Source organism: Gemmatimonadales bacterium, from assembly GCA_036279355.1.
GTDB lineage: Bacteria > Gemmatimonadota > Gemmatimonadetes > Gemmatimonadales > GWC2-71-9 > DASQPE01.
In genome coordinates this window covers 81,068-103,907 of record DASUJH010000049.1, presented here as the reverse complement: position 1 = coordinate 103,907, position 22,840 = coordinate 81,068, and the positions used below count along the sequence as shown (strand labels likewise).

The window sequence follows — 22,840 nt, the reverse complement described above, 5'->3', positions numbered from 1 at the left end:
CGCTAGGGCTCCTCGGCGCGGCCCTCGAGCAGCATGGCGGCGGCGGCACCCGCGGCACCGCCGCGCGCCGCGATCTCCCGGAGGCGCGAACTGTCCTGCTTGGCCAGCTCGGCCGTGAGCAGAACGACCATTTGATGCCATGCGGCGTGCTCGCGGGCGGCCAGCGCCTGGCGCTGGCCGCGGAAGCCGAACCAGCCGGCGAGCACGATGCAGACGAGAAAGACCGCGATGGCGAAGAGCCCGATCGGCCAAGGCAGCTGCCCGCGCGCGCCGGCGACCGCTCCGGCCAGGGCGAGCGCACCGAATGCCGCCGAGCCCCACATGAGGGCGCGGTACTCGCGGGGGGCTGCATGCTCGGGCGCGGGCACGATGTGGGCCGCTCGGTCTCGGTGGCTAGATCTCGATGTCCTGCCGCACCAGCACCAGGATGGCCGCCTGCGGCACGACCAGATACCGCTTGTCCTCGAACGTGATCTCCACCGCGGCTTTGCGGAAGAAGATCGCGTGATCGCCGACCCTGGCCTGCATGGTGCGCGAGCGGCGCTCGCCGCCGCCGATCTTCCACGGCTCGTCGTCGAGGCTCGACACGTCGGCGATGGGATCGCCGGGGCCGGTGGCGACAATGAGTCCGCTCTGCACCTGCTGGCTATCGACCGCGGTGGGCGGCAGGTACAATCCCACCCGCGTCCGCTGCTCCTCGCCCTCTTCGGGTGTCAGCAGCACGCGGTCGCCGACGACGAGCAGTTGCTTGGGCGGGAAGTCCGTCACCGCTTGCCGTTGACCTCCTCGACCTGGTGCACGGTCACCAGCTCGGTGATCCGGAGCATGCGGGTTGTGGTCGGGAGGCGGAGGCTGATCTCGTCGCCTACGCGCCCATCCTTGAGGGCGCGGCCCAGGGGCGAGGCGAGCGAGATGTGCCCGGCGTCGATGTCCATCATCTCGGCGAGCACCACCATGTACGTATCGGTTTCCCGGGTCTCGAGATCGAGCACGGTGACCCGCGAGCCCAGGCCGACCCGGTCGGATGGCGCCTCCTGGTTCGCGAGCTGGCTCAACTGATTCAGGCGATGGTGCAACTGACCGAGGCGGGCCTGCACGAACTGCTGGCGCTCGAGCGCAGACTTGTACTCCGAGTTTTCCCGCAGGTCGCCGAGCTCGACGGCCTGCGCGATCGCCTGGGGAAGCAGGACGTTGAGCTCGTGGCTGAGCTGGTCGATTTCGCGGCTCAGCTTCTCCCGCATTTCACGTATCATGATTTCGAACCAAGTCGTAATGAACATCACGCCCGGAAAGGGGGACTCTCCGGGTCGGGCAGTCACGACCCAAGATACCACAACCCCTTGCCATCCCGATAGATGCTTTCGATAACTCTTGCGCGAGCATGGGCTTATCAGGAAGCACGCCGGCTGCTGCCCCAGCGGCGGCCTCGACGGGCCAATCGCTCCCAGTTGCTTGACCGCACAGGATTTAGTGGGTAAAGTCTGCGCTGATTGAATAATTGTGCGGTTTGGCGCGCTTCCTAGCCCACAGGTCTTCAACGACATGCACTCAGGCTTTCGGCCCTCTCGGCGTCTGAGCCGGCTCCTGCTCGTCCTGGCATCGGTCCCGCTGCTCGGCGTGGCGGCATGCTCGCAGGCCGACTACCCGCAGAGCGCGATCCATCCGCTCGGCGAATTCGCCCGGCTCACGGACCACCTGTTCAGGACGACGGTCGAGTGGTCGGCGCTCGTGTTCGTGCTGGTGGAAGGGGCGCTGCTCTACGCGATGTTCCGCTTCCGCGGCAGGCCGAACGACGCCGAGCCGCCGCAGATCCACGGCAACACGACGGTCGAGATCCTGTGGACCGTCATCCCGGCGCTCATCCTCGCCACGATCGCGGTGCCGACGGTGCAGGCCATCTTCACGACCAATGCCACCCCGGGCAAGGGCGCGCTCACGGTCGAGGTAGTGGGCCATCAGTGGTGGTGGGAGTTCCGCTACCCCGAGTATCACATTACGACCGCCAACGAGTTGCACGTACCGCTCAACCGCACGGTTTCGCTCCGGATGGGCTCGGGCGACGTGGTGCACAGCTTCTGGATTCCGCAATTTGCCGGCAAGCGCGACGTGTTCCCGAACCGGGAAACCCGGCTCTGGTTCATCGCCGAGCAGGCGGGCGAGTATCCGGGGCAGTGCGCGGAGTTCTGCGGCATCGAGCACGCGCGGATGGCTTATCGGGTGGTGGCGTCGCCGCCGGCCGAGTTCGAGAAATGGATCGCTCATATGGAGACGCTGAAGCAGCAACCGGCGCCCGCCCCGGCGCCCGCCGCCGCGCCCGCCGACTCGGCCACGCGGACGACGAGCGCCGGGGCCACGGCGGCGCAGCTTGCGTCGGCGCACGGGAGTGCCGCGGGCTCGGGCGCCGCGGGCCCGGGTGTCGCCGCAGCGGGCGCGGCGCAGGACAGCAGCGCGGCGCAGGGCGATCCGCTCGTGGCGCAGGGCCAGAAGCTGTTCCTGCAGAAGGGCTGCGTCGGCTGCCACTCGCTCGTGGCCGTGAACGCGCCGAAGGGGCTCATCGGGCCGAACCTCGCGAACGTCGGCGCCCGGAGCTGGATCGGGGCCGGGACGCTGCAGAACACCGATGAGAATCTCGCGCGCTGGATCATGAATCCGCAGGCGATCAAGCCGGGGGTGCTGATGCCGATCCTCGGCATCAAGCCCGATGAGGCGAAGGCGTTGGTCGCGTTCCTCCGCACCCACCGGTAACCACTCTCAGGATACGTATGGCAACCACGGTTGTTGGCCAGGAGACCCACGCGGCGGGCGCCGCCTACGGTGAAAAGACCGGGCTCTGGAGCTGGCTCACGACGGTCGATCACAAACGGATCGGCATCCTCTACGGCACCACCGCGTTCTGCTTCTTCCTGCTGGGGGGGCTCGAGGCGCTGCTCATCCGCTTCCAGCTGGTGAAGGCCAACAACACGCTGGTCTCGCCCGACTTCTACAACCAGTTGTTCACGATGCATGGCACGACCATGATCTTCCTCGCGATCATGCCGCTCAGCGCCATGTTCTTCAATTTCATGATCCCGCTCATGATCGGCGCGCGGGACGTGGCCTTTCCCCGGTTGAACGCGTTCAGCTACTGGGTCTTCCTTCTGGGCGGCCTTTTCCTCAACGTGAGCTTCCTGTTCGGCGCCGCCCCGAACCAGGGCTGGTTCGGCTACGCCAACCTCACGTCGCGGCAGTACTCGCCGGGGCCCAATGTGGACTTCTGGCTCATGGGTCTCCAGATCCTGGGTGTGGCGTCGCTCGCGGCGGCGGTCAACTTCTTCGTCACGATCATGAACCTCAGGGCGCCCGGCATGAAGCTCATGCGGATGCCGATGTTCTGCTGGATGAGCTTCATCACGCAGGTGCTGTTGCTGCTCGCCTTCCCGGTGATCACGGTCGCGCTCATCATGCTCATGTTCGACCGCTTCTTCGGCACCCACTTCTTCGTGCCGTCGGGCGGCGGCGATCCGATCCTGTGGCAGCACCTCTTCTGGATCTTCGGGCACCCGGAGGTGTACATCCTGATCATGCCGGCCTTCGGCATCATCTCGGAGATCCTGCCGGTCTTCTCGCGGAAGCCGCTCTTCGGCTACGCGGCGATGGTGTTCTCCGGGGTGTTCATCGCGTTCATCGGTTTCGGCGTGTGGAGCCACCACATGTTCTCGACCGGCATGGGGCCGATCGCGGACACGTTCTTCGCGCTGGCCACGATGCTCATCGCGATCCCGACGGGGGTGAAGATCTTCAACTGGATCGGGACGATCTGGGGCGGCTCGATCCAGTACAAGACGCCGATGTACTTCGCGCTCGCCTTCATCGCGATGTTCATCATGGGCGGGCTCTCCGGCGTGATGCACGCGGTGGCGCCGCACGACCTGCAGCAGACCGACACCTACTTCGTCGTGGCGCACTTCCACTACGTGATGTTCGGCGGCAGCATCTTCGCGCTCACGGCGGGCGCCTATTACTGGTGGCCCAAAATGTTCGGGCGGATGCTGGACGAGCGGCTGGGCAAGATCCACTTCTGGCTCATGTTCATCGGGTTTAACGTCACGTTCTTCCCGATGCACTTCCTGGGACTCCTGGGCCAGCCTCGGCGCACCTACACCTATCAGGCGGGGCTCGGGTTCGACTGGCTCAACCAGCTCGAGACGGTGGGCGCGGTGATTCTCTTTTTCGCGTTCCTCACGTTCCTGATCAACGTCATCAAGACGTGGCGGCGTCCGGCCACCGCGCCGGCCGATCCGTGGAACGGCGCCACGCTGGAGTGGTCGCTCCCCTCGCCGCCGCAGGAGTGGAACTTCGCCGAGGTGCCGGTGGTGCACAGCCGCGATCCGCTCTGGGAGAGGAAGCGGGAGCGGGGCGGCCCGCTGCCCGAGCCGCTGCGAGTGAGCGGCCAGGGCATCCACCTGCCGGCGCCGTCGTTCTGGCCCGCCGTGGCCGCGGTGGGCGTGATGGGTCTCTTCCTCGGGATCATGCTCTCGCCCAAGGTGGGGCCGTGGGCGATCTTCGTCGGCGTGTCGGTCCTCTTCTTCGGGGTCTTCAACTGGATCTTCGAGCCGAGCTATACCTCGATCCCGGGCGTCGGCGGACGTCCGCGGGCCGGGCATCACTAACCAACTCACGCAACCAAGTCACGCGCGCCGGGAGATCACGTTGTCCGATCACGCTCACGCCCTCGAGACGTCCACCGGGCTCGACAGCCGCAAGCTCGCGATCTGGACCTTCATCGGGTCGGAGTGCATGTTCTTCGCCTCGCTCATCTCGACCTACGTCGTGTACCGGAACAAGAGCCTGGTGGGGCCGTTCCCGCACGAAGCGTGGGTGAGCCCGGCGGGCCAGCACTTCGAGCCCATCATCGAGATCCCGCTCGTCACCGCCGGCACCGCGGTGCTCCTCTTCAGCTCGTTCTTCGTCGTGCTCGCGCTCTACGGCGCCCAGAGGGGCAACCGCAAGATGATGATCGGCTGGCTGGGTGCCACGATCCTCTGCGGGTTCTTCTTCATCGGGATGCAGGTGTACGAGTTCACCCACTTCGTGCACAAGGGGCTCACGCTCCAGACCAACCTGTTCGGGGCGAGCTTCTTCACGCTGACGGGCTTCCACGGGACCCACGTCACGATCGGGGTCATCTGGCTCATCACGATGTTCATCCTGGCGCTCCGGGGCCAGTTACCACCGGAAAATTCGATCAACCTCGAGATGGCGGCCCTCTACTGGCACTTCGTGGACGTCGTCTGGGTGGTGATCTTCCCCGTCGTCTATCTCATGAAGTGAGACCCACTCCATGACCGCACACGCCACGACCCCCGAGCACCTCGCGCACCCGGAAGAGCATGCGCACCCGACGCCCGGCATGTACGTCCGGGTGGCGATCGTGCTATTTATCCTGACCGCGCTCGAGGTTGCGCTCTACGAGATCACCTACGGCGAACACGCCGGCGCGTTCGGAAACATCCAGCCGGTGTTCGTGCCGGTGCTGCTCATGCTCTCGGCCGGCAAGTTTGCCCTGGTGGCGATGTTCTACATGCATCTGAAGCAGGACAGCAAGCTGTTTACGGGGGTGTTCGTCTTTCCGCTGATCATTGCGGCGGTGGTGATCGTGGCGCTCTCGGTGCTGATCGCGTATCACCACGCCTTTGCCGGGGGAGTAATTACGTAGCCCTTACCGTCTTTCTCTGCGCCTCGCGCTCTCGATCCAGGCATGGACCTGCGCCAGCGTCGGCGTGGGTGCGACGAAGCGCTGCTTGGCGTTCATGGTAATCATACGCGCATGCAGGTTCAGCGTGTTGCGACGGGCGAGATCGGCCACGGTGCCGACGCCCGCTGCCTCGAGCAGATCCGCCACTCCACCCGCTATACCGGCGTCGCCGATACCTTCGATCTCGGCAAATTCGTTCATATGGCACTCCGAAAGAACCGCCGCAGAGGGCCGGGCGGCCTTCGGTACGAACTAAGACGCTTGCACGGCGGGGTCAATGCCCGGTCCGGCAATCGGAAGGTGGTACGACGCACCCGGCTACGCGCCGCGCGCCGCGGCAAGTGCGAGACAGAGCCAGCCCGCCAGAAACGCGAGCCCCCCGAGCGGCGTGACGGCGCCGAGCCAGCGGGTGCCGGTGAGCGCTAGGAGATAGAGGCTTCCGGAGAAGAGCACCGTCCCCGTCACGAAGAGCCACCCGGCCCACAGCACGAGCGATCCCGGCCACCGCGTGGCGGCCCAGGAGACGGCGAGGAGCGCCAGGGCGTGGTACATCTGGTAGCGGGCGCCGGTTTCGAAGACGGCAAGGAGGTCGGCGGAAAGCCTGCCCCTGAGGCCGTGCGCACCGAAGGCGCCGGCAGCAACGGAAATGAATGCGGAAAGGGCGCCGAGGACGAAGAAGGTGGGCATGGCGGATGGACGGTAGGGGGAGACAGGGCGCCTAGTAGTACGAAAACGCCGGCGGCGGCATGCCGTGCTTCCGGAAATTCGCCACCACCTGCCCCAACGTCCACAGCGTGTGCTGATTCAGCTCGTCCCATACGAGCCAGCGCGGGATCTTCTGACCGAAGTACCAGATCAATTTCGACCGGTCGGCGTCGGACTGGTCCTTGAGAGCGCGGGTGCTGTAGTCGTACGCCGCGTTGATGAAGCGCTCGAGGCCGGAGCGGCTGTTGAATGTGGCCGCGGTGTCCTGGATGAACGGCGTCTCCTCGGATTTCACGTAGTGGGAGACGATGTAGAGGTCGGCGGCGGCAGCGTGGTGGACCTGCTGGGCAAAGTCGCGTTGGCCCTCGGCCGCTGCGTCGCGATACCAGCGCTCGGGCATCGAGTCGGCCATGGCGAGGAGGAGCGTCCGCTGGGTTTCCTGCGCGCGAAGCTGAACCTCGCGATAACCGGGCGGCATGGTCCAGTCATAGCGGGCGGCGATCTGCTGGGCCCGCGTGGGCGCGGGGGTAATGCTGACGCCGGCGGCCGAGCTCGCGAGCGCGGCAAGAAACCGGACGCGGGCGCGGCGCCGGCAATTCTCAATCAAGGGGCAGCCTGTGCCGGCGCGGCCATGCCCATCGCGTGATAGCCGTTGTCCACGTACACCACGCTGCCCGTGATGCCACGCGCGAGCGGGCTCAGAAGAAATGCGGCGGTGTGCCCCACGTCGCTCGCATCGATGGGGCGGGGGAGCGGCGAATTGGCCGACGTGTAGGCGATCATCGTGTCGATGAACCCGATCGCGGTCGCGGCGCGCGACGCCCAGGGCCCGGCGGAGATCGCGTTCACCCGCACGCCCCAGCGGCGCCCCGCCTCGTAGGCGAGCGTGCGGGTGTCGGCCTCGAGCGCGGCCTTGGCGCTCGACATCCCGCCACCGTAGCCGGGAATAACGCGCTCGCCCGCCATGTAGGTGAGCGAGAGGAACGCGCCGCCGGGCCGCATGAGCGGCGCCAGGCGGCGCACGAGCGACACGTTGCTGTACGCGCTCACGCTCACCGCGGCGAGGTAGCCGGCCCGGCTCGTCTCGAGCAGCGGGTTCTTCACCTCGGGGCCGTTGGCGAGGCTGTGGACCACGAGGTCGAGCCCCTGGTCTCCGAAATCTTCGCGCACGCGCGCCGCCATGCCCTCGATGCTGAAGTCCCCTTCGTCCCGGTAGCGCTTGTTCTCGCGCACGTCGGCGGCCGCGTCGGCCAGGCTGTCGTAGGCGGCGTCGAGCGGATAGATCCGCTCGAACTCGAGCGTGCGGCCGCCGGAGAGCGCGAGCGAGTCGGCCATCTTGCCGCGCTCGAGCAGCTTGCGGAAAATGCCGAGGGCCGGGGGCCAGCTTCCGACGAGGATCGACGCGCCGGCCTCGGCCAGCGCCCTGGCGATGGCGAAGCCGAACCCGCCGTCGTCCGACACCCCGGCGACGAGCGCGCGCTTTCCGGCGAGATCGATGGCGAGCATGCGGGTCCTCGTGGGGAGTCGATTCGCAGCGTTGGACGGGCGAAAAGTATACGGCGGGCCGGAGGGCGGGGGAAGCGCGGCGCGGCAGCGCTACCCGTCGCCCGCCTCGAGCACGGCGCGCGCCTCCTCGGCATCCTCGGCGCGCACGGCGAGGCGAATCTCGGAGATGATCTGCAGTGACGGCAACATTCCGCCGGCGTTGTCGCGCAGGAGATAGGCGCCGATCCCGTTGGCCTCGAGGATGGCGCGGGCCAGCTCGGCGTCGGCCTCGATCATGAAGCTGCGGATGACGGCGAGCGCGTCAGGCATCGGAACGGCCACCCGGTACCGGAAGCTGCGCCGCGCGCATGGCCGCGACCGCCGCCTCCCAGGCGCCCTCGCAGCAGAGGCCGCTCATCGCGGCGCGCTCGTAGCCGTCGAGCGCCGCCCGAATGAGTGCCGAGCGAATCGCCTCGGGCTCGGCCCGATCGGGTCTGGCCGAGGCGTCCCCGTGCGAATCGTCCGCTCCGCTCCCCGGCGCGCTCACCCCGCGGCCTTCTCGGCGTCCTCGCCGTGCTCCACGATGTCGCCGCTCTTGAAGAGGATCTTCTTGAGCTCGGCGCGCCACGTCGGGTGCTTGCGCAGCAGGAACTCCAGGTCCATGCCGAAGTGCTTGAACTCCTCTTTCTGCGCGTCGCGCATGATGGCGCGCGCCTCGGCGTCGGGCTCGACCGCGAGCCGCTGCTGGTACCAGCCGATGGCGTCGGCCTCTTCGGTGAGCGATGCCAGCATGCGGGCGAACGTGCGGGTTTCTGCCGGCAGCTCGTCCGGCGGCTCGTGATATTGATCGAACGACATCGAAGCAATCTCCCGGGTCCTTCACGTGCCGGGCGCCCCATGCGGCCGGCTGTCCCCGGTAAGTGATACCGGCCCGGCCTCCGCGGCAAGGCGGACTGCTGCGGTGAAGGGTGGCCCGGATGCGGTTATCTTCCAGCGCTTCACGAACCAGGGCCCGAGTGGCGGGTGGGGCGCGCGCGGCGGAGGTGCGCCGACGCCAGTCAGTGATCGAGAATGGGATCAATACTTGTGGTGGACGACGAGCGGACCGTCCGGCGGCTGGCGGCGCGGATGCTGGAGGCCGAGGGGTTTGCGACGGTCGAGGCGTGCGACGGCGCCCAGGCTTGGGAGATCATCCGTCATGGCACGCCCGCGATCGAGCTCGTGCTCTCGGACATCGTGATGCCGCGCGTGAACGGCATCGAGCTCATGGAGCGACTCTCGGACGCGCATCCCGAGCTGCCGGTCATCCTGATGTCGGGCTACGCGGCGGCGGAGTTGGCGGCGCGGGGCATCGCGGCGCCGTGCAGCCTGCTCGCGAAGCCGTTCACGCCGGAGCGGCTGCTGGACGAAGTCCGGCGGTGTCTCACGGCGCGGCGGTGAGCGCTCCGCGCCGCGGCCGTAGCGCACGGGGCGATTTGGGCGCGCCCTGACCATGTCGGACATACCGCCCGCCTCCGCTCCATCCTCAACGCAAAGCCTGGCCCAACTCCGCACCGCGCTCGCCGGCATCAACTGGCGCGCCGCCGTCGTGCTGGTCGCCGTGCTGGTTGCGGCAGCCATCCTGGTGTGGGCCCTTCGGCTCCTCGCGCGGCCGCTCGCGCTGCTCCTGTTAGCGATCACGCTGGCGCAGGCGCTCGCGCCCGTCGTGACATGGCTCGAGCGGTGGATGTCGAGGGCGGCCGCGGCGGCGCTCGTCTATGTCGCGCTTCTCGTCATCGCTGGGCTCATCGGCTGGCTGCTGATTCCGCGTCTCGTGAACCAGGGGCAGCAGCTCGTGCACGACGTGCCCTCGTGGTTCGATCAGGCACGCGCCTGGCTCGAGCGATGGCAGGCCGGAGCGGGGGAGCAGGTGAGGACGACGCTCCGGTCCGAGGGCGGCAAGCTCGCCGGGCTCATCCTGAGCGTGCCGCAACGCGTGCTGTCGGGCCTCGCCGAGCTGCTGCTGCTCGCGTTTCTTTCGTTCTACTGGTTGGTGTCGCAGCCCTCGCTCACCGAGTTCGCGCTCTCGCTGGTGCCGGCGGAGCGCCGGCCGGGCACCGGGCGCGTGCTCCGCGACATGGGCCGGGCGATGGGCGGCTACGTGCGCGGCGTGGTGATCGACGCCGCGATCATGGGCACGCTCGCGGGCGTGGGGCTGCTCATCATCAACTTCGAGTATCCGATCGTGGCCGCGCTGCTCACGATGCTGGGCGAGCTGCTCCCGGTGATCGGCCCGGTGGTGGCGGGGGCGATCGTCGTCGTGCTCGCGCTCTTCCACGGGATCCACCAGGCACTGCTGGCGCTCGCGATCTACGTCGGACTGGAGCTGCTGGAGGGTCACCTGCTGACGCCGAACATCATGCGGAGTCAGACGCAGGTGCCGCAGGTGCTGGTGCTCTTTGCGCTCTTCGCGGGGGCGTCGCTCGGGGGGATCGTGGGCGCGCTGGCCGCGATTCCGCTGGCGGCCGCGCTGCACGTGCTGGCGAACGAGGCCGCGGCGCCGGCGGTGCGGCGGAGGACGGGGGCGGCGGGGTGATCGAGCAGGCAGCCCGTCCGCGCCGGTGGCTTCCCACTCGCTCCGATCCTCAGCCGCAGCGCCGGCCCCGGCGCGACCCTCTACCGCTTTGGCCGGCTCCGCGACCCGCCGCTCGACTTGCGCCGCGACGACGACCCGGACCGCGATTTCGATCCGCTCTTCCTCCCGCCGGACCGCGACCCGCCGGACCGCGACCGGCTCGACGAGCCACCCGACTTGGACCGGCTGGCCGCGCGCCGCGTGGGTGAGCTCTTCCGCGAGGTGTGTCCGGAGGACTGGCTGGACGAGCGCCGCGACGCGTGCCGCGACGCGTGCGACTTGCCCGCCGCCCGTTTCTTTGCCGTCTCCCGCCCGATCAGCTTGTTGAAGTTGCTCTGCTCGCCCTCGGCCGTCGTGTCCTGATACACGAGCGCCAGGTTGTTGTCGTCGAACTGCTCGAACCACTCATCCCAGGAAATGTGGTCGAGCTCGTCGCGGCCGGTGTACCCCGGGAAATCGAGCCGGATCATACCGGGATCGCCGCCGCCCGTCCCCTTCACGCAGGCGGGCTGCGCATCGCGCTGCTCGGCCCAGCGCCTGATCTCCTGGTGGTCCGTGGTCGTCTTGCTGCTGTGCTTCGACATTGTTCCTCCATTCGGGTCGTCGGGTCGGTTCCGTCACATGCCAGTATGGGTCCGGTCCCGGTAACGGCTGTGAGCCACCGCACGAGCGCGGCTCCGGACGAGCCTCGTTCCCGCTCCCGCGTGAGGCGCGCCGGCTGTGACAACTGTCACTGGGAGACCACGGCCCGGCGGATACACTCGGCGGAAGTAGCCATCCGGCATTCGCCCGTACCGACCGATCCGACGGGGCGAAGCAGGAGGGTCAATGTGTCAGCAGCAGGAGCGGCGGTATGCGAACGAGAATCGAGTCGCCCTCGATTGGACCGACGTCATCCCGATCGAATCTGATCGCGGGGGCCGCCCTGGGCGCGGCGGCGATGTACATGCTGGACCCCGAGCGCGGGAGGAGGCGGCGCTCGCTCTTCCGCGACAAGGCCGTGCGCTCCTTCAACAAGGCCGGCGATGCCGCCGGCGCGACCGGACGCGACCTGCGCAACCGGACGCGCGGGCTCGTGGCCGAAGCACGGTCGAAATTACGGAGCGACGAGCCGACCGATGCGCAACTGGCCGAGCGCGTGAGAGCCGAGCTCGGGCGCGCGGCCTCCCATCCCGGCGCAATCGCCGTATCCGCTGTCGACGGCCGCGTGACGCTGAGCGGCGAGGTGCTGGCGAGCGAAGCGGAGCGGGTGGAGACCGCCGTGCGGAAGGTGCGGGGCGTCACCGAGGTGAATGACGAGCTGCAGGTCTACGACCGCGCCGGCGACGTCCCGAGCCTGCAAGGCAGCGTCCCGACGCGAGGCGACCGCCCGGACTTTCTCCGGACCAACTGGTCCCCGACGACGCGCCTCGTCGCCGGCCTCGCCGGGGCCGCAATGGCAATCTCGGGCCTCCGCCGGCGCGGCGTGCTGGCGCCAGTGTTCGAAGCGGGCGGCCTGGCGCTACTGGCGCGCGCATTCTCGAACACCGGATTGAAGCGCCTCGTGGGCGCGGGCGGCAACGGCGACCGCACGGCGCGCCCCGAATGACGATCTGGCGCGGGTGAAGGCCGCGGGGGCTACTTCTCCAGGTCCGACGCCCGCTCGATGATCCGCCCCACCAGGCCGTACTTGATCGCCGCCTCGGCGCCGAGCCAGAAGTTGCGGTGGGTGTCCTCCTCGATCCGCTCGAGCGGCTGGCCCGTCTCCCGCGCAAAGATGCGGTTGAGCCGGTCGCGCATGCGGATGATCTCGCGCGCCTCGATGTCGATATCGCTGGCACTGCCGCCGGCCCCGCCCGCGGGCTGGTGCAGGAGGAAGCGGGTGTTGGGCAGACAGTAGCGCTGCTCCCGCGGCACGGAGACGTAGATGAGCGCGCCCGCGCTCGCCACCCAGCCGGTGCCGATAATGCGGATGTGCGGACGCACGAACCTGATCAGGTCGTGGATGGTGTCGCCCGCCTCGACATGGCCGCCCTGCGAGTTGAGGAACACGGTGATGTCGGCATCCGACTCGGCCGAGAGCGCCAGCAGGTGGCTCGAAACGGTCGCCGCCACCTTCTGATTGATCTCACCGCTGATGATGATCGTCCGCGCGCGCAGCAGGCGCTCGCCCACCAGATCGTACGCGACGACGGGAGGACTCTCGGCGGGCTCGGAGTCGTACAGCATGAAAGCTCCAGGTTGAATTCGCTAGGTGAAGAGTAACGGGAGCTAGCTCTCGTCGCGTAGTGCCGCGAGCGGCGTCTGCCGGAGCGCGCTCCGGCTGCTCCAGAGTCCCATCGCGACGGTGAGCGCCACGATGGCCGCGACCAGCCCGGCGAGCGCCGGCAGCGGCAACCGGAACCCGCCGTCGAAGAACCAGCGGGCGAGCCCCCACGCCGCGCCTGCCGAAAGCGCGACCGCGGTGACTGAGGCGAGCAGCCCGAGCGCCAGGTACTCGGCGAGCGCGATGCGCAGCACCTGCCGGCGGGTGGCGCCCAGGGTGCGGAGGAGCACCGCCTCGCGCACGCGGTGCAGGCGCCCGGTCGCGATGGCACCTGCGAGCACCAGGGCGCCGGTCGCGAGGCTGAAAAGCGCCATAAAGCGGATGGCGAGGGTCACGCGGTTCACCAGCCGCTCGATCGTCTGCTGCACGAGCGAAAGGTCGATGACCGTGACGTTGGCGAACCGCTCCGCCACGGCGCGCTGCACCCGGCCGCGCGCAACGGCGTCGGCGGCGCGGGTGAGCAGGACGAAGCTCTGCGGGGCCGCCTCCAGCGCGCCCGGCGCGAACACGACGAAGAAGTTGGGCTCGAAGCGCGCCCAGTTCACCTCGCGCAGGCTCGCCACGCGGGAGCGGATCGGCACGCCCTGGACGTCCCACACGATCTCGTCCCCCACGCCGACACCGAGCTCGCCGGCAAGCTCGCGCTCGACGGAAATGGCGACGGCGGTGTCGGGGAGTGCAGCGGATACCGGGGCCGCCGCCGGAAGGGCCGCGGTGCTCCCGGCATTCGACCACCAATGGCCCGCCACGATCCGCTCGGAAGCGACCAGCGTGTCGCGGTAGGTCGAGCGGTACTCGCGGCGGCGCGCCCAGCCGTCGTCACGCGGCGCCTCGCCCCGGGCATCGCGCGTGTCGCCTCGCGGACGCCGGGTCCGGGCGGCGTCACCCGTTTCGCTGCCCCTCACCGAAAGGATGCGCATCGGCACGATCGGCACCGGCGGCGCCGCGTCGAGCCCCCGCGCGCGGAGCTCCTGCTTGACGGCGGGGAGTTGGTCGCGCTGGATATCGATGAGGACGAGGTTGGGGCGCGCCGGACCGCCGGTGAGCGCGAGCCCCCGCAGCAGGTTGTGCTGCACCAGGAAAAGCGTGCTCAGGAGAAACGCGCCGAAGCCGAGTGCCAGCACCACCGCCACCGTCTGATTGGCGGGGCGGTGGAGGTTGGCGAGCCCCTGGCGCCAGACATACGGCCAGCTCGCCGGAAACCAGCGGCGGACGGCGCGGGTCAAGAGCCACGCCGCAAGCCAGAGCACGCCGAGCGCCACGCCCACCGCCGCGGCAAAGATGGCTCCCGTGCGCCAGCTCCCGACCTCGAGTGCTGCGAGGGCCACGACACTGGCGGCGAGCGCCAGCGCTGCGGGCCAGCGCCAGAGGTCGGGCGGCACCGGCGCGCCGTCGTATGGACGGCGGAGTGCTGCGAGCGGCGAAACGAGCCGCACCGGAAGCAGCGGAAGCAGCGCGAACACCACCGCGGTCCACACCCCCGCACCCACGCCGAGCAGCATCGCGCCGGGCACCGGTTCGGCGCGCACGTCGACCGGGAGGAGCCCGCGGAGCACGCCGGGGAGGGCCTGCTGCGCGGCGACACCGAGCAGTGCGCCCACAAGGCTTCCCACGAGGCCGAGCACGACGGCCTGCGTGAGATAGGCGGCAAACACCTGACGCGAGGTGGCGCCGAGGCAGCGGAGCACCGCGATGGCTTCGAGCTTTCGCCGCACGAATGCGACTACCGCGCTCGCGACACCCACGCCGCCCAGCAGGAGCGCGATCACGGCGACGAGACCCAGGTATCGCGCGAGGCGCGTGAGCGTGTCGTTGAGGTCGGCGCGGTCGTCGGCCACGGTGCGGACGCGCGCGCGGTCGGGCCGGAGCACGGGACGCCAGCGGGCCGCCACCGCCTGCGCCGGAAGCCCCGGTGACAGCTTCACGAAAATCGAGTGCTCGGCACGCGAGCCGGTGCCGAGCACGCGCATCCGGTCCAGGTAGCGAGCGGGAATGAACACGCGGGGCCCGAACGCCGCGCTCACGCCGACGTCGCCCGCGAGATTCACGACCGTGCCGGTCACGATGAAGCGCCCGTCGCCCAGGGCGAGGGTATCGCCCACGCGCGCGCCGAGCGAGGTGAGCAGCGCCGGGTCCACCACCGCGTGCTGGCCATCTTGCAGCGTGCGCCATGCCGACGCAGGTTCGGTCTTGATCTCGCCGTAGAATGGATATGCGCCCTCGATCGCCGAGACCTGCACCAGGCGGCTGCCGGTGGTGCGCGGCACGTATCCCATGGCGGGGAAGTCGGTGACGCGCGCGGTGGCGCCACAGGGCGAAGCGATCGAGCAGCCGGTGCGTCGCGCGGCGACGGAATCGATCAGCGCCTCGACCCTGGGCGAGAAGGGCGTGCGGCTCGTCACGACGAGATCGGCGCCGAGCAGCGCCCGCGCCTGGCGGGCGACCGAGTCCTGCAGGTTCACGGTGAACGAGTTGATGGCGACGAGCGCCGCGACGCCGGCCGTGACCGACGCCGTGAGCAGCGCGAGCTTGCGCGGCTCGGCCCGGAGCTCGCGGCCCACGAGCCGGGCGACAAATGCGAGGGCACTCACGCGACCGTGCTCACGCGATTGGGTAATGCGGCGACCTTCACGCAACTGCATCCACGCGGTCCTCTGCCACCAGCCGTCCATCGGCCAGGCGCAGCACATGCCCCGCGCGCGCCGCCAGCTCCTGGTCGTGGGTCACGAGGACGAGCGTGGTGCCGAGGTCGCGATTCAACTCCACCATGAGCTCGATGATCGCGGCCCCGGTGCCGGCGTCGAGATTGCCCGTGGGCTCGTCGGCAAAGAGGATGCGCGGCCGGTTGGCGAAGGCGCGCGCGAGCGCCACGCGCTGCTGCTCGCCGCCGGAGAGCTGCGCCGGATAGTGGTGCCCCCGGTCGGCAAGGCCCACGCGGCCGAGCAGCTCGTCCGCGCGGGCCCGCGCGCCGGCGCCGCCATCGCCTCGGAGCTCGAGCGGCACCTGCACGTTCTCGCGCGCGGTAAGCGTGGGGATGAGCTGGAAGGACTGGAACACGAACCCGACCCGCTCGCCGCGGAGCCGGGCCCGCGCGTCCTCGTCGAGCGCGCCGAGCTCGATGCCGTCGAGCCAGGCGGCACCGGCCGCCGGGCGGTCGAGCCCGGCGAGGAGGCCGAGTAGCGTCGTCTTGCCGCTACCCGAGGGTCCCACGATGGCGACGAACGCGCCCGGCTCGACCGTGAAGCTGATATCCTTCAGGACCGTGAGCTCCCGGCCCCCGGACCGATACGTCTGGGTCAGCGATTCGCATTTGAGCATGCCGAATGATAGCCAGGTACTTCCTTCCGATTTCCGCGCTGCTCCTCGCGGCCTGCGGCTCGGGCGCGGCCGGCGCCGCCGCTGATCGCGCTGCGGACGAGCGGGTGACCGAGCACGATACGTCGCCGCCGCCCGACACCAGCGCCTCGCGACCCACGGTGCTCTTCGTGGGCACGAGCCTCACGGCGGGGCTCGGGCTCGATCCGTCACAGGCATACCCCGCGATCATCCAGGAGAAGATCGACTCCGCCGGCCTCGACTACCGTGTGGTCAACGCCGGCGTGAGCGGCGAGACGTCGGCCGGCGCGCGGCGGCGTGTGGAGTGGCTCTTCCGAAATCCGCCCGCCGTGCTGGTGATCGAGACCGGCGCCAACGACGGGCTCCGCGGGCTCACCCCCGATTCGCTCGCCGCCAACATCCAGGCGATCATCGATCGGGCGCGCGCGCTCGACCCCGCGCCCCGCATGGTGCTGATCGGCATGGAGGCGCTCCCCAACATGGGGGCGGCGTACGTGCGCCGCTTCCGGGCCGTGTACCCCGCACTCGCGCGGAAGAACGGGATTCCGCTCGTGCCGTTCCTGCTCGCGGGTGTGGCCGGCGTGGACTCGCTCAACCAAGCCGACGGCCTGCATCCTACGGCGGCCGGCCAGCGGCGCGTGGCCGCGACGGTATGGAAGGTGCTGGAACCCGTGCTGCGCGAGCGCCAACGGGCCGCCGCGTAGCCGCTGGAAGTCACTGCCGTCCGACTTCGTCCCGGAGAAGAGATGCCGCTCACGACTTCCGCGCCTCGCGCGGGCGCCCTCACCGTCGCGATCGTGGCCCTCCTGTTCGCTCCATCGCCGCTCGCGCCGCGCCTCGCCGCGCAGAATGAGGCCGCGCTCCGCTCCTACTTCGAGGGGCACGCCGTGGCGCTCCGGATCGACCTCCCGGCCACCGACGACGGCGTCGACGTCTATCCCGGCACTGCCCAGCCGCTCGATTACCCCGAGTACGCCAAGCGCATCAAGAAACATGGCACCGCGATCCGCGCGGGCGAGCTGGCCACGGTCACCAAGCTCAAGGTGAAGGGAAAGCTGATCGAGTTTCAGCTTGGCGGCGGCGGGTACGGCACCTTCGGCGACCCGACCGACCCGAGCGTCTCGGTGTCGGCCATGCCCAAGAGCCAGCGCGAGAAGGACCTCGAGCGCGACATCCCGAAGCAGACCGATCCGGTGCTCCGCCGCCGAGCGCAGGAAGAGCTGGACGCACTTCGCGCCGAACGGGAGCGGCAGGATCGGCGGAACCAGGCGCTCACCGCGGGCGCAACCGAACGAAAACGCGAGTTCCTGGAGCAGAAGCGGCTCGCCGCGGGCTCGCGCTTCAACCTGCGCTATCGCGACGGCGTGCCGGCGGAGGCGCTGACGTCGGAGGCAGTGATGGCGGCGCTCGCCGCGTACGTGGACTTCGATCCTTCGATGGCGTCCGCGCCGCCGCCCCCGGACCCGGCCGCAGGATTGGCCGCCATCTGGAAAGGCATGAGCGTCGAGCAGGCGGACTCGCTGCTCGGCGCCCCGACCGGCCGCGCCGAGCGGATGGAAGGCACGCTCCGGGTGAACACGCGGACTTACGAACGAAGCGACGGCCGGGTCGTCGCCGATTTCGTGGAGGGCGTGCTGGTCCGCTACGCGATCAGCTCGCCTTGAGCTTCGGCGCGTCGTCGGCGGCGCGGCGGATGAGTGCCACGACCGCGGTCTCGGTGACCGAGAGCCGGCCGGTGCCCGTCGCTGCCTTGAGCTCCTCAGGCAGCCGCCCGGCGAGGAACAGCTCCATCACCGCGGGGTGGATGTAGTACTTCCGGCAGACCGCACGGGTGTTGTTGAGCCGCTCGGCTACGTGGTCGACGGTCTCGAGCAGCCTGGTCTTCGCGTCTTTCTCCGACTCGAATGCTCCGGCCGCGCTCAGCTCCTCCGCCGCGAGCATCGTCCCCGTCCAGGTGCGAAAGTCCTTCGCGGTGAAATCCTGCCCGGAGATCTGCCGGATGTAGTCGTTCACGTCGCCCGAGTCCACCGTCTGGCGCTTGCCGTCTTCATCGAGGTACTGGAACAACTCGGCGCCGGGGATCGCCTGACAGCGCGCCACGATGCGGGCGAGCCGGCGGTCGGTGAGGTCCACCGTCTGCGTCTTGCCGCTCTTGCCGCGGAACTCGAACCGGAGCCGAGAGCCCGAGATCTCGACGTGGCGGTCGCGCAGGGTGGTGAGGCCGAAGGAGCGGTTGGCGCGGGCGTACTCGTCGTTGCCGACCCGGATGGCGGTGCATTCGAGCAGCTGCACGATCGCGGCGAGCACCTTCTCGCGGGGGAGGTCGGGCAGCGCCAGATCCTCCTTCACCCGTTCACGGATGCCTGGCAGCGCTTCGCTGAACGCGACCATCCGCTCGAACTTGGTTTCGTCCCGCACCTCGCGCCATTTCGGGTGATAGCGGTACTGCTTGCGGCCGCGGGCATCGCGGCCCGTGGCCTGGAGGTGGCCCCGCGGCGTGGGGCAGATCCAGACGTCGGTGTAGGCCGGGGGAATGGCGAGATGCCTGATGCGCTCGAGCGTGGCGCGGTCGCGCACCCGGTGGCCGGCGGCGTCGACGTAGGCGAAGCCCTTGCCGTTCCGCTCGCGACGGATGCCCGGCATCGTATCGCTCACGTACCGGAGTCCCGCCGCTTCGGCCGATTCCGCCGGGTCCGCGACGGGTTCGGGCTCGGTGTGCCGCTCAGACGATCGCTTTGCCACGCCGGCAGAATATCCGACGCTGAAACGCGGTGAGGTGAGGCGGGTCACGCGCGTTCGGGGCGTGTTATGCTTGGGCATGAAACTCCTCGCCTTTGCCGCCTCGCTTCGGCGCGATTCGCTCAACAAGCGGCTGATCGCGTGCGCCGTGCAGCTCGCGTGCGCCGGCGGGGTCCAGGTGGACCTCGCCGACTTCGCCGACTTCGACATGCCGCTCTACAATGGAGATGTGCAGAAGGAATCGGGATTTCCACCGGGAGCGCAGGCGATGGCGCAGCGGGTGGCGGCGGCGGACGGCATGATGATCTCGTCGCCGGAATACAACTTCTCGCTGCCGGGGACGCTCAAGAACGCGATCGACTGGGTGTCGCGCATGCAGCCGATGCCGTTCCGTGGGAAGCACGGATTTCTGCTTTCCGCCTCGACCAGCCTCGTGGGCGGGATACGCGGGCTCTGGCAGCTGCGGATCCCGCTCGAGGGTCTCGGTGTCACGCTCCTGCCCGACATGTTCGCGCTGGCCCAGGCGCAGAACGCATTTGACGACTCGGGCGCGCTCAAGGATCCGGCCGCGCAGCAGCGGCTCGAAAAGAACGTGTCGGCCTATCTCACGATGGGGCGCAAGCTCTCGGGCTGAGCCGCGCCACACGGGCCGCGCCAAGCGAGCCGCGCTACTCCAGCCGGGCGTCGAGCTGGAACTCGACGTTCCCTTTGAGCGCTTGCGACACCGGACAGCCGTCCTTGGCCGCCTCGGCCGCCTTCTGGAACGCCTTCTGATCGATGCCGGGCACCTGCCCGCGCACCTCGAGCTGCATGCTTTTGATCCGGAAGCCGCCCGGCACCGAATCGATGGTGCATGCCGCCGTCGTCGCGATCCGGGTGGCGGGCGTGCCCGCCTGCTCCAGCACCAACGAAAGCGCCATGCTGAGACATGCGGCGTGCGCCGCCGCGATCAACTCTTCGGGGTTGGTGCCCTTGGCGCCCTCGAACCGCGTCGGAAACGAGTAGTCGCCCTGGAAGGCACCGGACTTCGCCTCGAAGTGACCCTTGCCCCCCTTCAACGTGCCCATCCAGACCGCGCTTGCCCTGCTCGTCGTTGCCATCGTCGGTGTCTCCCGTTGAGGTGTTCGTCCCGAATCTAAACCGCCCTCGCGGCGAATCCGGGCGGCAGTTAGGTTCTACCGCCATGCGCACACCTCCCCTTCGCGGCGCACTCGCCGCCCTGCTGCTCGCCGTTCGGTTCGCGCCGTCGCCGGCGATTGCTCAAGTCACCGCACCCGCACCCGCGCCGCCCAAGGTTGAGGCGCCGCCCCCGGTTCCCGCCGGCTACGTGAAAGAGTTCGGCACCATGTGGACCTTCGACGCGCCGCCGCTCGAGTACTGGAAGGCGCGCTACGGGTTCACGCCCGACCAGGCGTGGCTCGATCACGTCAGGCTCGCATCGGTGCGGCTGCCCAACTGCTCGGCGTCGTTCATCTCGTCGGACGGCCTCGTGATGACGAACCACCACTGCGGCCGGAGCTGCATCACCGCCGTCTCGCCGCCGGACACCGACTACCAGAGCACAGGCTACGTGGCGCGCACGGCGTCCGAAGAGAAGAAGTGCCCGGGGCTCTACGTGGATCAGCTGCAATCGATCGAGGACGTGACCTCACAGGTGCGCGGCGCGGCAACGGCCTCGACGCCGGGCAAGCAGGTGGCCCAGCGTGACGCGGCCATCGCCCGCATCGAAAAGGAGTGCCAGGCCGCGGGCACCGATAACTGCCAGGTGGTGACTTTCTACCAGGGCGGCAAGTATTCGCTCTACCGCTACAAGCGCTTCTCCGACCTCCGGCTCGTCATGGCGCCCGAGGCGGAGATCAGCTTCTTCGGCGGCGACCCGGACAACTTCACCTACCCGCGCTTCGATCTCGACCTCTGCCTGCTCCGGGTGTACGACGGCGATCAGCCGTACCACCCGAAGGATTTCCTCAAGTGGAGCGCGGGCGGTGCGAAGGAGGGCGAGCTGGTGCTCGTGACCGGCAACCCCGGTTCGACCGGCCGGCTGCTCACGGTGGCGCAGCTCGACTGGCTGCGCGACGTGCAGTACCCGGCGCAGCTCGCGGCCTATCGCCGGAACATCGAGATCCTGAAGGGACTCTCGGGCGAGAGCGAAGAAGCGCGCCGGGCGCACGAGAACCAGATTTTCGGGCTGGAGAACTCGTTCAAGGCGGTGACCGGTTACCGCGCCGGCCTGCTCGACTCGACGATCATGGCCAGGAAGCGGGCGTTCGAGCGCGACTTCCGCGCCCGGGTCAACGCAAACCCCAAGCTCAGGGCGCGCTACGGCGGCGCATGGGACGCCATTGCGGCGGCGCTCAAGCAGGAGCGGACGTTCGCGCCGCAGCTTCACTGGTACGGTTTTGCCGGCTCGCAGCTCCTCGGGCTCGCCGGTGCGATCGTGCGGTTGCCGGAGCAGGCGGCGCTCCCCGACTCGCTTCGCCTCCCGCAATACCAGGGCGACGGGCTCGAGCAGATCAGGAGCATCGTGCTGAGCGATCTGCCGATCGACAAAGAGACCGAGAAGCTCACCCTCGCGGCCCAGCTCGACGCAGCGCGGAGGGAGCTGCCCGCGAACGATCCGTTCCTCTCGGCCGTCCTGCAGGGCCGGAGCCCCGAGGTGGCGGCCGAGGCGCTGGTGGAAGGGACGAAGCTGGGCGACTTGAGCGTTCGGCACTCGCTGCTCGAGGGCGGCAACGCCACGGTGCGCGCGTCGGACGATCCGATGATCGCGCTGGCGCGGCGAGTGGCACCGCTCTCGCGCGCGGTGGCCACGCGCGCCGCCAAGCTCGAGGCGGTGATCTCGGCCAACGCCGAGCGGATCGGGCAGGCGATCTTCGCGGCGTACGGCACCACGCTGCCGCCGGATGCGACTTTCACGCTCCGGATCACCGACGGCGTGGCGCTGGGATTTCCGTACAACGGCACCAAGGCGCCGTACAAGACGAGCTTCTACGGGCTCTATGGACGGAGCGCCGCGTTCGACGACTCGGTGCCGTACCACATCCCCGACCGGTGGGTGCGGATGCGGGACAGCCTCGATCTCACCACCGCGCTCGATCTCGTCACGACGAACGACATCATCGGCGGCAACTCCGGCAGTCCGATGATCAACCGCAACGCCGAGGTCATCGGGCTCATTTTCGACGGCAACATCGAGTCGCTGCCGAACCGCTTCATCTTTACCGACGATGTGGCGCGCGCGGTGGGGGTGGACAGCCGGGCGCTCACCGAGGCGCTCAGGAAGGTGTACGGGGCGGGGCGGATTGCGGATGAGATGGAGGGGAAGGCGGGCCCGAGCTAGCGCGCGGCAGCGCAGTTGGCGTCGTGCGGCGGGTCGGGCGCACCATAATGTGCGTACACCAGGTGCGCCGGCCCGCCGTCCTGGCGCTCCAGCAGGTACAGGTTCGAAAACTCCATGTCACATATTGCCGGCACGGCGGGGCCGCCCAGCGCCCGCATGATGAGCGGCAGGGTGTTCGAGTGATCGACGACGAGCACTACGCCGCCGGCCCCGAGCACGGCCGCCGCGACCGAGGCGGCATGCTGCTCGGCACCCGCGCCGCCGCGCACAACGATGGGCGTGAGATGGCGCCGCTCGGCGAGTGGCGCGGCTGTCTCTTGCGTTCGCGGGCGGTCCGACGTGACGATCGCGGTGATGCCCGCGTCGCGGACCGCATCGGCGAGCGCTGCGGCGCGGGCGCGTCCAGCGGAGGAGAGTGGGGGATCGTCCGGGGGCGTCGTGGCCTTTTCGGCGTGGCGGACCAGGATGACCAGCGCGGGGCCGGGCGCGGGCGCTCGCGGCGCGGGCGTCGGGCCCGCGCTTGCGGTGAGCGTGGCGGCAAGCGCCACTGACAAGGTCCGCGCGGTTCGCCTCGAGTGCATG

Annotated in this window: 28 protein-coding genes; 11 read left to right on the top strand and 17 right to left on the bottom strand. The window is 69.3% G+C overall.

The genetic code is table 11. The annotated features are described in order from the left end of the window. Positions 1–2: 2 nt before the first annotated feature. Genes VFW66_12345 through VFW66_12335 form a run of 3 tightly spaced genes read right to left on the bottom strand, consistent with a single transcriptional unit; the run spans position 3 to position 1,241 of the window. Entirely contained in the window at positions 3–368 is a 366-nt protein-coding gene (locus VFW66_12345) for a hypothetical protein (GenBank protein ID HEX5387488.1), read from the bottom strand. Between the two features lie 25 nt (positions 369–393). After that, a complete protein-coding gene (locus VFW66_12340) occupies positions 394–768 on the bottom strand; it encodes a co-chaperone GroES family protein (protein ID HEX5387487.1) in 375 nt (124 codons plus the stop codon). Then, positions 765–1,241, bottom strand: a complete 477-nt coding sequence (locus VFW66_12335; protein HEX5387486.1) for a GreA/GreB family elongation factor — start codon at positions 1,239–1,241, stop codon at positions 765–767. Before VFW66_12335 ends, VFW66_12340 begins: the two co-directional genes overlap by 4 nt. A gap of 301 nt (positions 1,242–1,542) precedes the next feature. Between VFW66_12335 and coxB the strand changes: the two genes are divergently transcribed. Genes coxB through VFW66_12315 form a run of 4 tightly spaced genes read left to right on the top strand, consistent with a single transcriptional unit; the run spans position 1,543 to position 5,695 of the window. After that, the gene (coxB, locus tag VFW66_12330; GenBank protein ID HEX5387485.1) at positions 1,543–2,745 is read left to right on the top strand and encodes a cytochrome c oxidase subunit II; all 1,203 of its coding nucleotides are present in this window, start codon (positions 1,543–1,545) and stop codon (positions 2,743–2,745) included. Positions 2,746–2,762: 17 nt separating this feature from the next. Next, positions 2,763–4,649, top strand: a complete 1,887-nt coding sequence (gene ctaD, locus VFW66_12325; GenBank protein HEX5387484.1) for a cytochrome c oxidase subunit I — start codon at positions 2,763–2,765, stop codon at positions 4,647–4,649. Between the two features lie 40 nt (positions 4,650–4,689). After that, positions 4,690–5,310, top strand: coding sequence for a cytochrome c oxidase subunit 3 (locus tag VFW66_12320; GenBank protein ID HEX5387483.1), 621 nt, complete (start codon positions 4,690–4,692; stop codon positions 5,308–5,310). 10 nt (positions 5,311–5,320) lie between these two features. Further along, on the top strand, positions 5,321–5,695 hold the full coding sequence (locus VFW66_12315; protein ID HEX5387482.1) for a cytochrome C oxidase subunit IV family protein: 375 nt from the start codon (positions 5,321–5,323) through the stop codon (positions 5,693–5,695). Positions 5,696–5,698: 3 nt separating this feature from the next. Here the strand turns inward: VFW66_12315 and VFW66_12310 are convergent, their stop codons facing one another. From VFW66_12310 to VFW66_12280, 7 genes are all read right to left on the bottom strand, one after another. Further along, positions 5,699–5,935 (bottom strand): DUF4332 domain-containing protein, encoded by a 237-nt coding sequence (locus VFW66_12310; GenBank protein HEX5387481.1) that lies wholly within the window; start codon positions 5,933–5,935, stop codon positions 5,699–5,701. A 117-nt stretch (positions 5,936–6,052) separates the two neighbouring features. After that, on the bottom strand, positions 6,053–6,421 hold the full coding sequence (locus VFW66_12305; protein HEX5387480.1) for a DUF423 domain-containing protein: 369 nt from the start codon (positions 6,419–6,421) through the stop codon (positions 6,053–6,055). 31 nt (positions 6,422–6,452) lie between these two features. Further along, positions 6,453–7,046 carry a hypothetical protein gene (locus VFW66_12300; GenBank protein ID HEX5387479.1) on the bottom strand — a complete coding sequence of 198 codons (594 nt, stop codon included), beginning with the start codon at positions 7,044–7,046 and terminating at the stop codon, positions 6,453–6,455. After that, a complete protein-coding gene (locus tag VFW66_12295) occupies positions 7,043–7,945 on the bottom strand; it encodes an enoyl-[acyl-carrier-protein] reductase (GenBank protein HEX5387478.1) in 903 nt (300 codons plus the stop codon). Before VFW66_12295 ends, VFW66_12300 begins: the two co-directional genes overlap by 4 nt. Before the next feature lie 90 nt (positions 7,946–8,035). Further along, the gene (locus VFW66_12290; GenBank protein ID HEX5387477.1) at positions 8,036–8,254 is read right to left on the bottom strand and encodes a DUF2007 domain-containing protein; all 219 of its coding nucleotides are present in this window, start codon (positions 8,252–8,254) and stop codon (positions 8,036–8,038) included. Beyond that, the gene (locus VFW66_12285) at positions 8,247–8,471 is read right to left on the bottom strand and encodes a hypothetical protein (GenBank protein HEX5387476.1); all 225 of its coding nucleotides are present in this window, start codon (positions 8,469–8,471) and stop codon (positions 8,247–8,249) included. Before VFW66_12285 ends, VFW66_12290 begins: the two co-directional genes overlap by 8 nt. Then, entirely contained in the window at positions 8,468–8,782 is a 315-nt protein-coding gene (locus VFW66_12280; protein HEX5387475.1) for a hypothetical protein, read from the bottom strand. Before VFW66_12280 ends, VFW66_12285 begins: the two co-directional genes overlap by 4 nt. 213 nt (positions 8,783–8,995) lie before the next feature. On the opposite strand from VFW66_12280, the gene VFW66_12275 reads away from it, so the two are divergent. Beyond that, positions 8,996–9,364 (top strand): response regulator, encoded by a 369-nt coding sequence (locus tag VFW66_12275; GenBank protein ID HEX5387474.1) that lies wholly within the window; start codon positions 8,996–8,998, stop codon positions 9,362–9,364. A gap of 52 nt (positions 9,365–9,416) precedes the next feature. Further along, positions 9,417–10,499: an AI-2E family transporter gene (locus VFW66_12270; GenBank protein ID HEX5387473.1), complete on the top strand. Its 1,083-nt coding sequence runs from the start codon at positions 9,417–9,419 to the stop codon at positions 10,497–10,499. A gap of 80 nt (positions 10,500–10,579) precedes the next feature. On the opposite strand, the gene VFW66_12265 is transcribed toward VFW66_12270, so the two are convergent. Then, positions 10,580–11,122 (bottom strand): hypothetical protein, encoded by a 543-nt coding sequence (locus VFW66_12265; protein ID HEX5387472.1) that lies wholly within the window; start codon positions 11,120–11,122, stop codon positions 10,580–10,582. A 269-nt stretch (positions 11,123–11,391) separates the two neighbouring features. Between VFW66_12265 and VFW66_12260 the strand changes: the two genes are divergently transcribed. Continuing rightward, complete coding sequence (locus VFW66_12260; GenBank protein HEX5387471.1) at positions 11,392–12,126, top strand: BON domain-containing protein; 735 nt, start codon at positions 11,392–11,394, stop codon at positions 12,124–12,126. A 29-nt stretch (positions 12,127–12,155) separates the two neighbouring features. Here VFW66_12260 and VFW66_12255 read toward each other — a convergent pair whose 3' ends face one another. The 3 genes from VFW66_12255 to VFW66_12245 are packed head-to-tail and all read right to left on the bottom strand — an operon-like array spanning position 12,156 to position 16,161. Then, the gene (locus tag VFW66_12255) at positions 12,156–12,746 is read right to left on the bottom strand and encodes an ATP-dependent Clp protease proteolytic subunit (protein HEX5387470.1); all 591 of its coding nucleotides are present in this window, start codon (positions 12,744–12,746) and stop codon (positions 12,156–12,158) included. A 42-nt stretch (positions 12,747–12,788) separates the two neighbouring features. Then, entirely contained in the window at positions 12,789–15,434 is a 2,646-nt protein-coding gene (locus VFW66_12250) for an FtsX-like permease family protein (protein ID HEX5387469.1), read from the bottom strand. Between the two features lie 37 nt (positions 15,435–15,471). Continuing rightward, complete coding sequence (locus VFW66_12245; protein HEX5387468.1) at positions 15,472–16,161, bottom strand: ABC transporter ATP-binding protein; 690 nt, start codon at positions 16,159–16,161, stop codon at positions 15,472–15,474. A gap of 5 nt (positions 16,162–16,166) precedes the next feature. Here VFW66_12245 and VFW66_12240 point away from each other — a divergent pair, with 5 nt between their 5' ends. After that, positions 16,167–16,883 (top strand): arylesterase, encoded by a 717-nt coding sequence (locus VFW66_12240; protein ID HEX5387467.1) that lies wholly within the window; start codon positions 16,167–16,169, stop codon positions 16,881–16,883. 42 nt (positions 16,884–16,925) lie between these two features. Then, positions 16,926–17,843, top strand: coding sequence for a hypothetical protein (locus VFW66_12235; protein HEX5387466.1), 918 nt, complete (start codon positions 16,926–16,928; stop codon positions 17,841–17,843). Here the strand turns inward: VFW66_12235 and VFW66_12230 are convergent. Beyond that, entirely contained in the window at positions 17,830–18,921 is a 1,092-nt protein-coding gene (locus tag VFW66_12230) for a hypothetical protein (GenBank protein HEX5387465.1), read from the bottom strand. The two genes, VFW66_12235 and VFW66_12230, sit on opposite strands and share 14 nt — an antisense overlap. Before the next feature lie 76 nt (positions 18,922–18,997). Here VFW66_12230 and VFW66_12225 point away from each other — a divergent pair, with 76 nt between their 5' ends. Further along, entirely contained in the window at positions 18,998–19,552 is a 555-nt protein-coding gene (locus VFW66_12225) for an NAD(P)H-dependent oxidoreductase (protein ID HEX5387464.1), read from the top strand. Positions 19,553–19,586: 34 nt separating this feature from the next. Here VFW66_12225 and VFW66_12220 read toward each other — a convergent pair whose 3' ends face one another. Beyond that, positions 19,587–20,018, bottom strand: a complete 432-nt coding sequence (locus VFW66_12220; GenBank protein ID HEX5387463.1) for an OsmC family protein — start codon at positions 20,016–20,018, stop codon at positions 19,587–19,589. An 83-nt stretch (positions 20,019–20,101) separates the two neighbouring features. On the opposite strand from VFW66_12220, the gene VFW66_12215 reads away from it, so the two are divergent. Next, positions 20,102–22,258 carry a S46 family peptidase gene (locus tag VFW66_12215; GenBank protein HEX5387462.1) on the top strand — a complete coding sequence of 719 codons (2,157 nt, stop codon included), beginning with the start codon at positions 20,102–20,104 and terminating at the stop codon, positions 22,256–22,258. On the opposite strand, the gene VFW66_12210 is transcribed toward VFW66_12215, so the two are convergent. After that, a complete protein-coding gene (locus VFW66_12210) occupies positions 22,255–22,806 on the bottom strand; it encodes a phosphoglycerate mutase family protein (GenBank protein ID HEX5387461.1) in 552 nt (183 codons plus the stop codon). The two genes, VFW66_12215 and VFW66_12210, sit on opposite strands and share 4 nt — an antisense overlap. Positions 22,807–22,840 lie beyond the last annotated feature (34 nt).

What these genes read in the sequence shown, in the direction of transcription:
- VFW66_12335 (HEX5387486.1), bottom strand. Translation starts at nt 1,241, where the DNA reads ATGCGGGAGAAGCTGAGCCGCGAAATCGACCAGCTCAGCCACGAGCTC.
- coxB (HEX5387485.1), top strand. Translation starts at nt 1,543, where the DNA reads ATGCACTCAGGCTTTCGGCCCTCTCGGCGTCTGAGCCGGCTCCTGCTC.
- ctaD (HEX5387484.1), top strand. Translation starts at nt 2,763, where the DNA reads ATGGCAACCACGGTTGTTGGCCAGGAGACCCACGCGGCGGGCGCCGCC.
- VFW66_12315 (HEX5387482.1), top strand. Translation starts at nt 5,321, where the DNA reads ATGACCGCACACGCCACGACCCCCGAGCACCTCGCGCACCCGGAAGAG.
- VFW66_12310 (HEX5387481.1), bottom strand. Translation starts at nt 5,935, where the DNA reads ATGAACGAATTTGCCGAGATCGAAGGTATCGGCGACGCCGGTATAGCG.
- VFW66_12305 (HEX5387480.1), bottom strand. Translation starts at nt 6,421, where the DNA reads ATGCCCACCTTCTTCGTCCTCGGCGCCCTTTCCGCATTCATTTCCGTT.
- VFW66_12295 (HEX5387478.1), bottom strand. Translation starts at nt 7,945, where the DNA reads ATGCTCGCCATCGATCTCGCCGGAAAGCGCGCGCTCGTCGCCGGGGTG.
- VFW66_12290 (HEX5387477.1), bottom strand. Translation starts at nt 8,254, where the DNA reads ATGCCTGACGCGCTCGCCGTCATCCGCAGCTTCATGATCGAGGCCGAC.
- VFW66_12280 (HEX5387475.1), bottom strand. Translation starts at nt 8,782, where the DNA reads ATGTCGTTCGATCAATATCACGAGCCGCCGGACGAGCTGCCGGCAGAA.
- VFW66_12275 (HEX5387474.1), top strand. Translation starts at nt 8,996, where the DNA reads ATGGGATCAATACTTGTGGTGGACGACGAGCGGACCGTCCGGCGGCTG.
- VFW66_12270 (HEX5387473.1), top strand. Translation starts at nt 9,417, where the DNA reads ATGTCGGACATACCGCCCGCCTCCGCTCCATCCTCAACGCAAAGCCTG.
- VFW66_12265 (HEX5387472.1), bottom strand. Translation starts at nt 11,122, where the DNA reads ATGTCGAAGCACAGCAGCAAGACGACCACGGACCACCAGGAGATCAGG.
- VFW66_12260 (HEX5387471.1), top strand. Translation starts at nt 11,392, where the DNA reads ATGCGAACGAGAATCGAGTCGCCCTCGATTGGACCGACGTCATCCCGA.
- VFW66_12255 (HEX5387470.1), bottom strand. Translation starts at nt 12,746, where the DNA reads ATGCTGTACGACTCCGAGCCCGCCGAGAGTCCTCCCGTCGTCGCGTAC.
- VFW66_12245 (HEX5387468.1), bottom strand. Translation starts at nt 16,161, where the DNA reads ATGCTCAAATGCGAATCGCTGACCCAGACGTATCGGTCCGGGGGCCGG.
- VFW66_12240 (HEX5387467.1), top strand. Translation starts at nt 16,167, where the DNA reads ATGATAGCCAGGTACTTCCTTCCGATTTCCGCGCTGCTCCTCGCGGCC.
- VFW66_12235 (HEX5387466.1), top strand. Translation starts at nt 16,926, where the DNA reads ATGCCGCTCACGACTTCCGCGCCTCGCGCGGGCGCCCTCACCGTCGCG.
- VFW66_12225 (HEX5387464.1), top strand. Translation starts at nt 18,998, where the DNA reads ATGAAACTCCTCGCCTTTGCCGCCTCGCTTCGGCGCGATTCGCTCAAC.
- VFW66_12220 (HEX5387463.1), bottom strand. Translation starts at nt 20,018, where the DNA reads ATGGCAACGACGAGCAGGGCAAGCGCGGTCTGGATGGGCACGTTGAAG.
- VFW66_12215 (HEX5387462.1), top strand. Translation starts at nt 20,102, where the DNA reads ATGCGCACACCTCCCCTTCGCGGCGCACTCGCCGCCCTGCTGCTCGCC.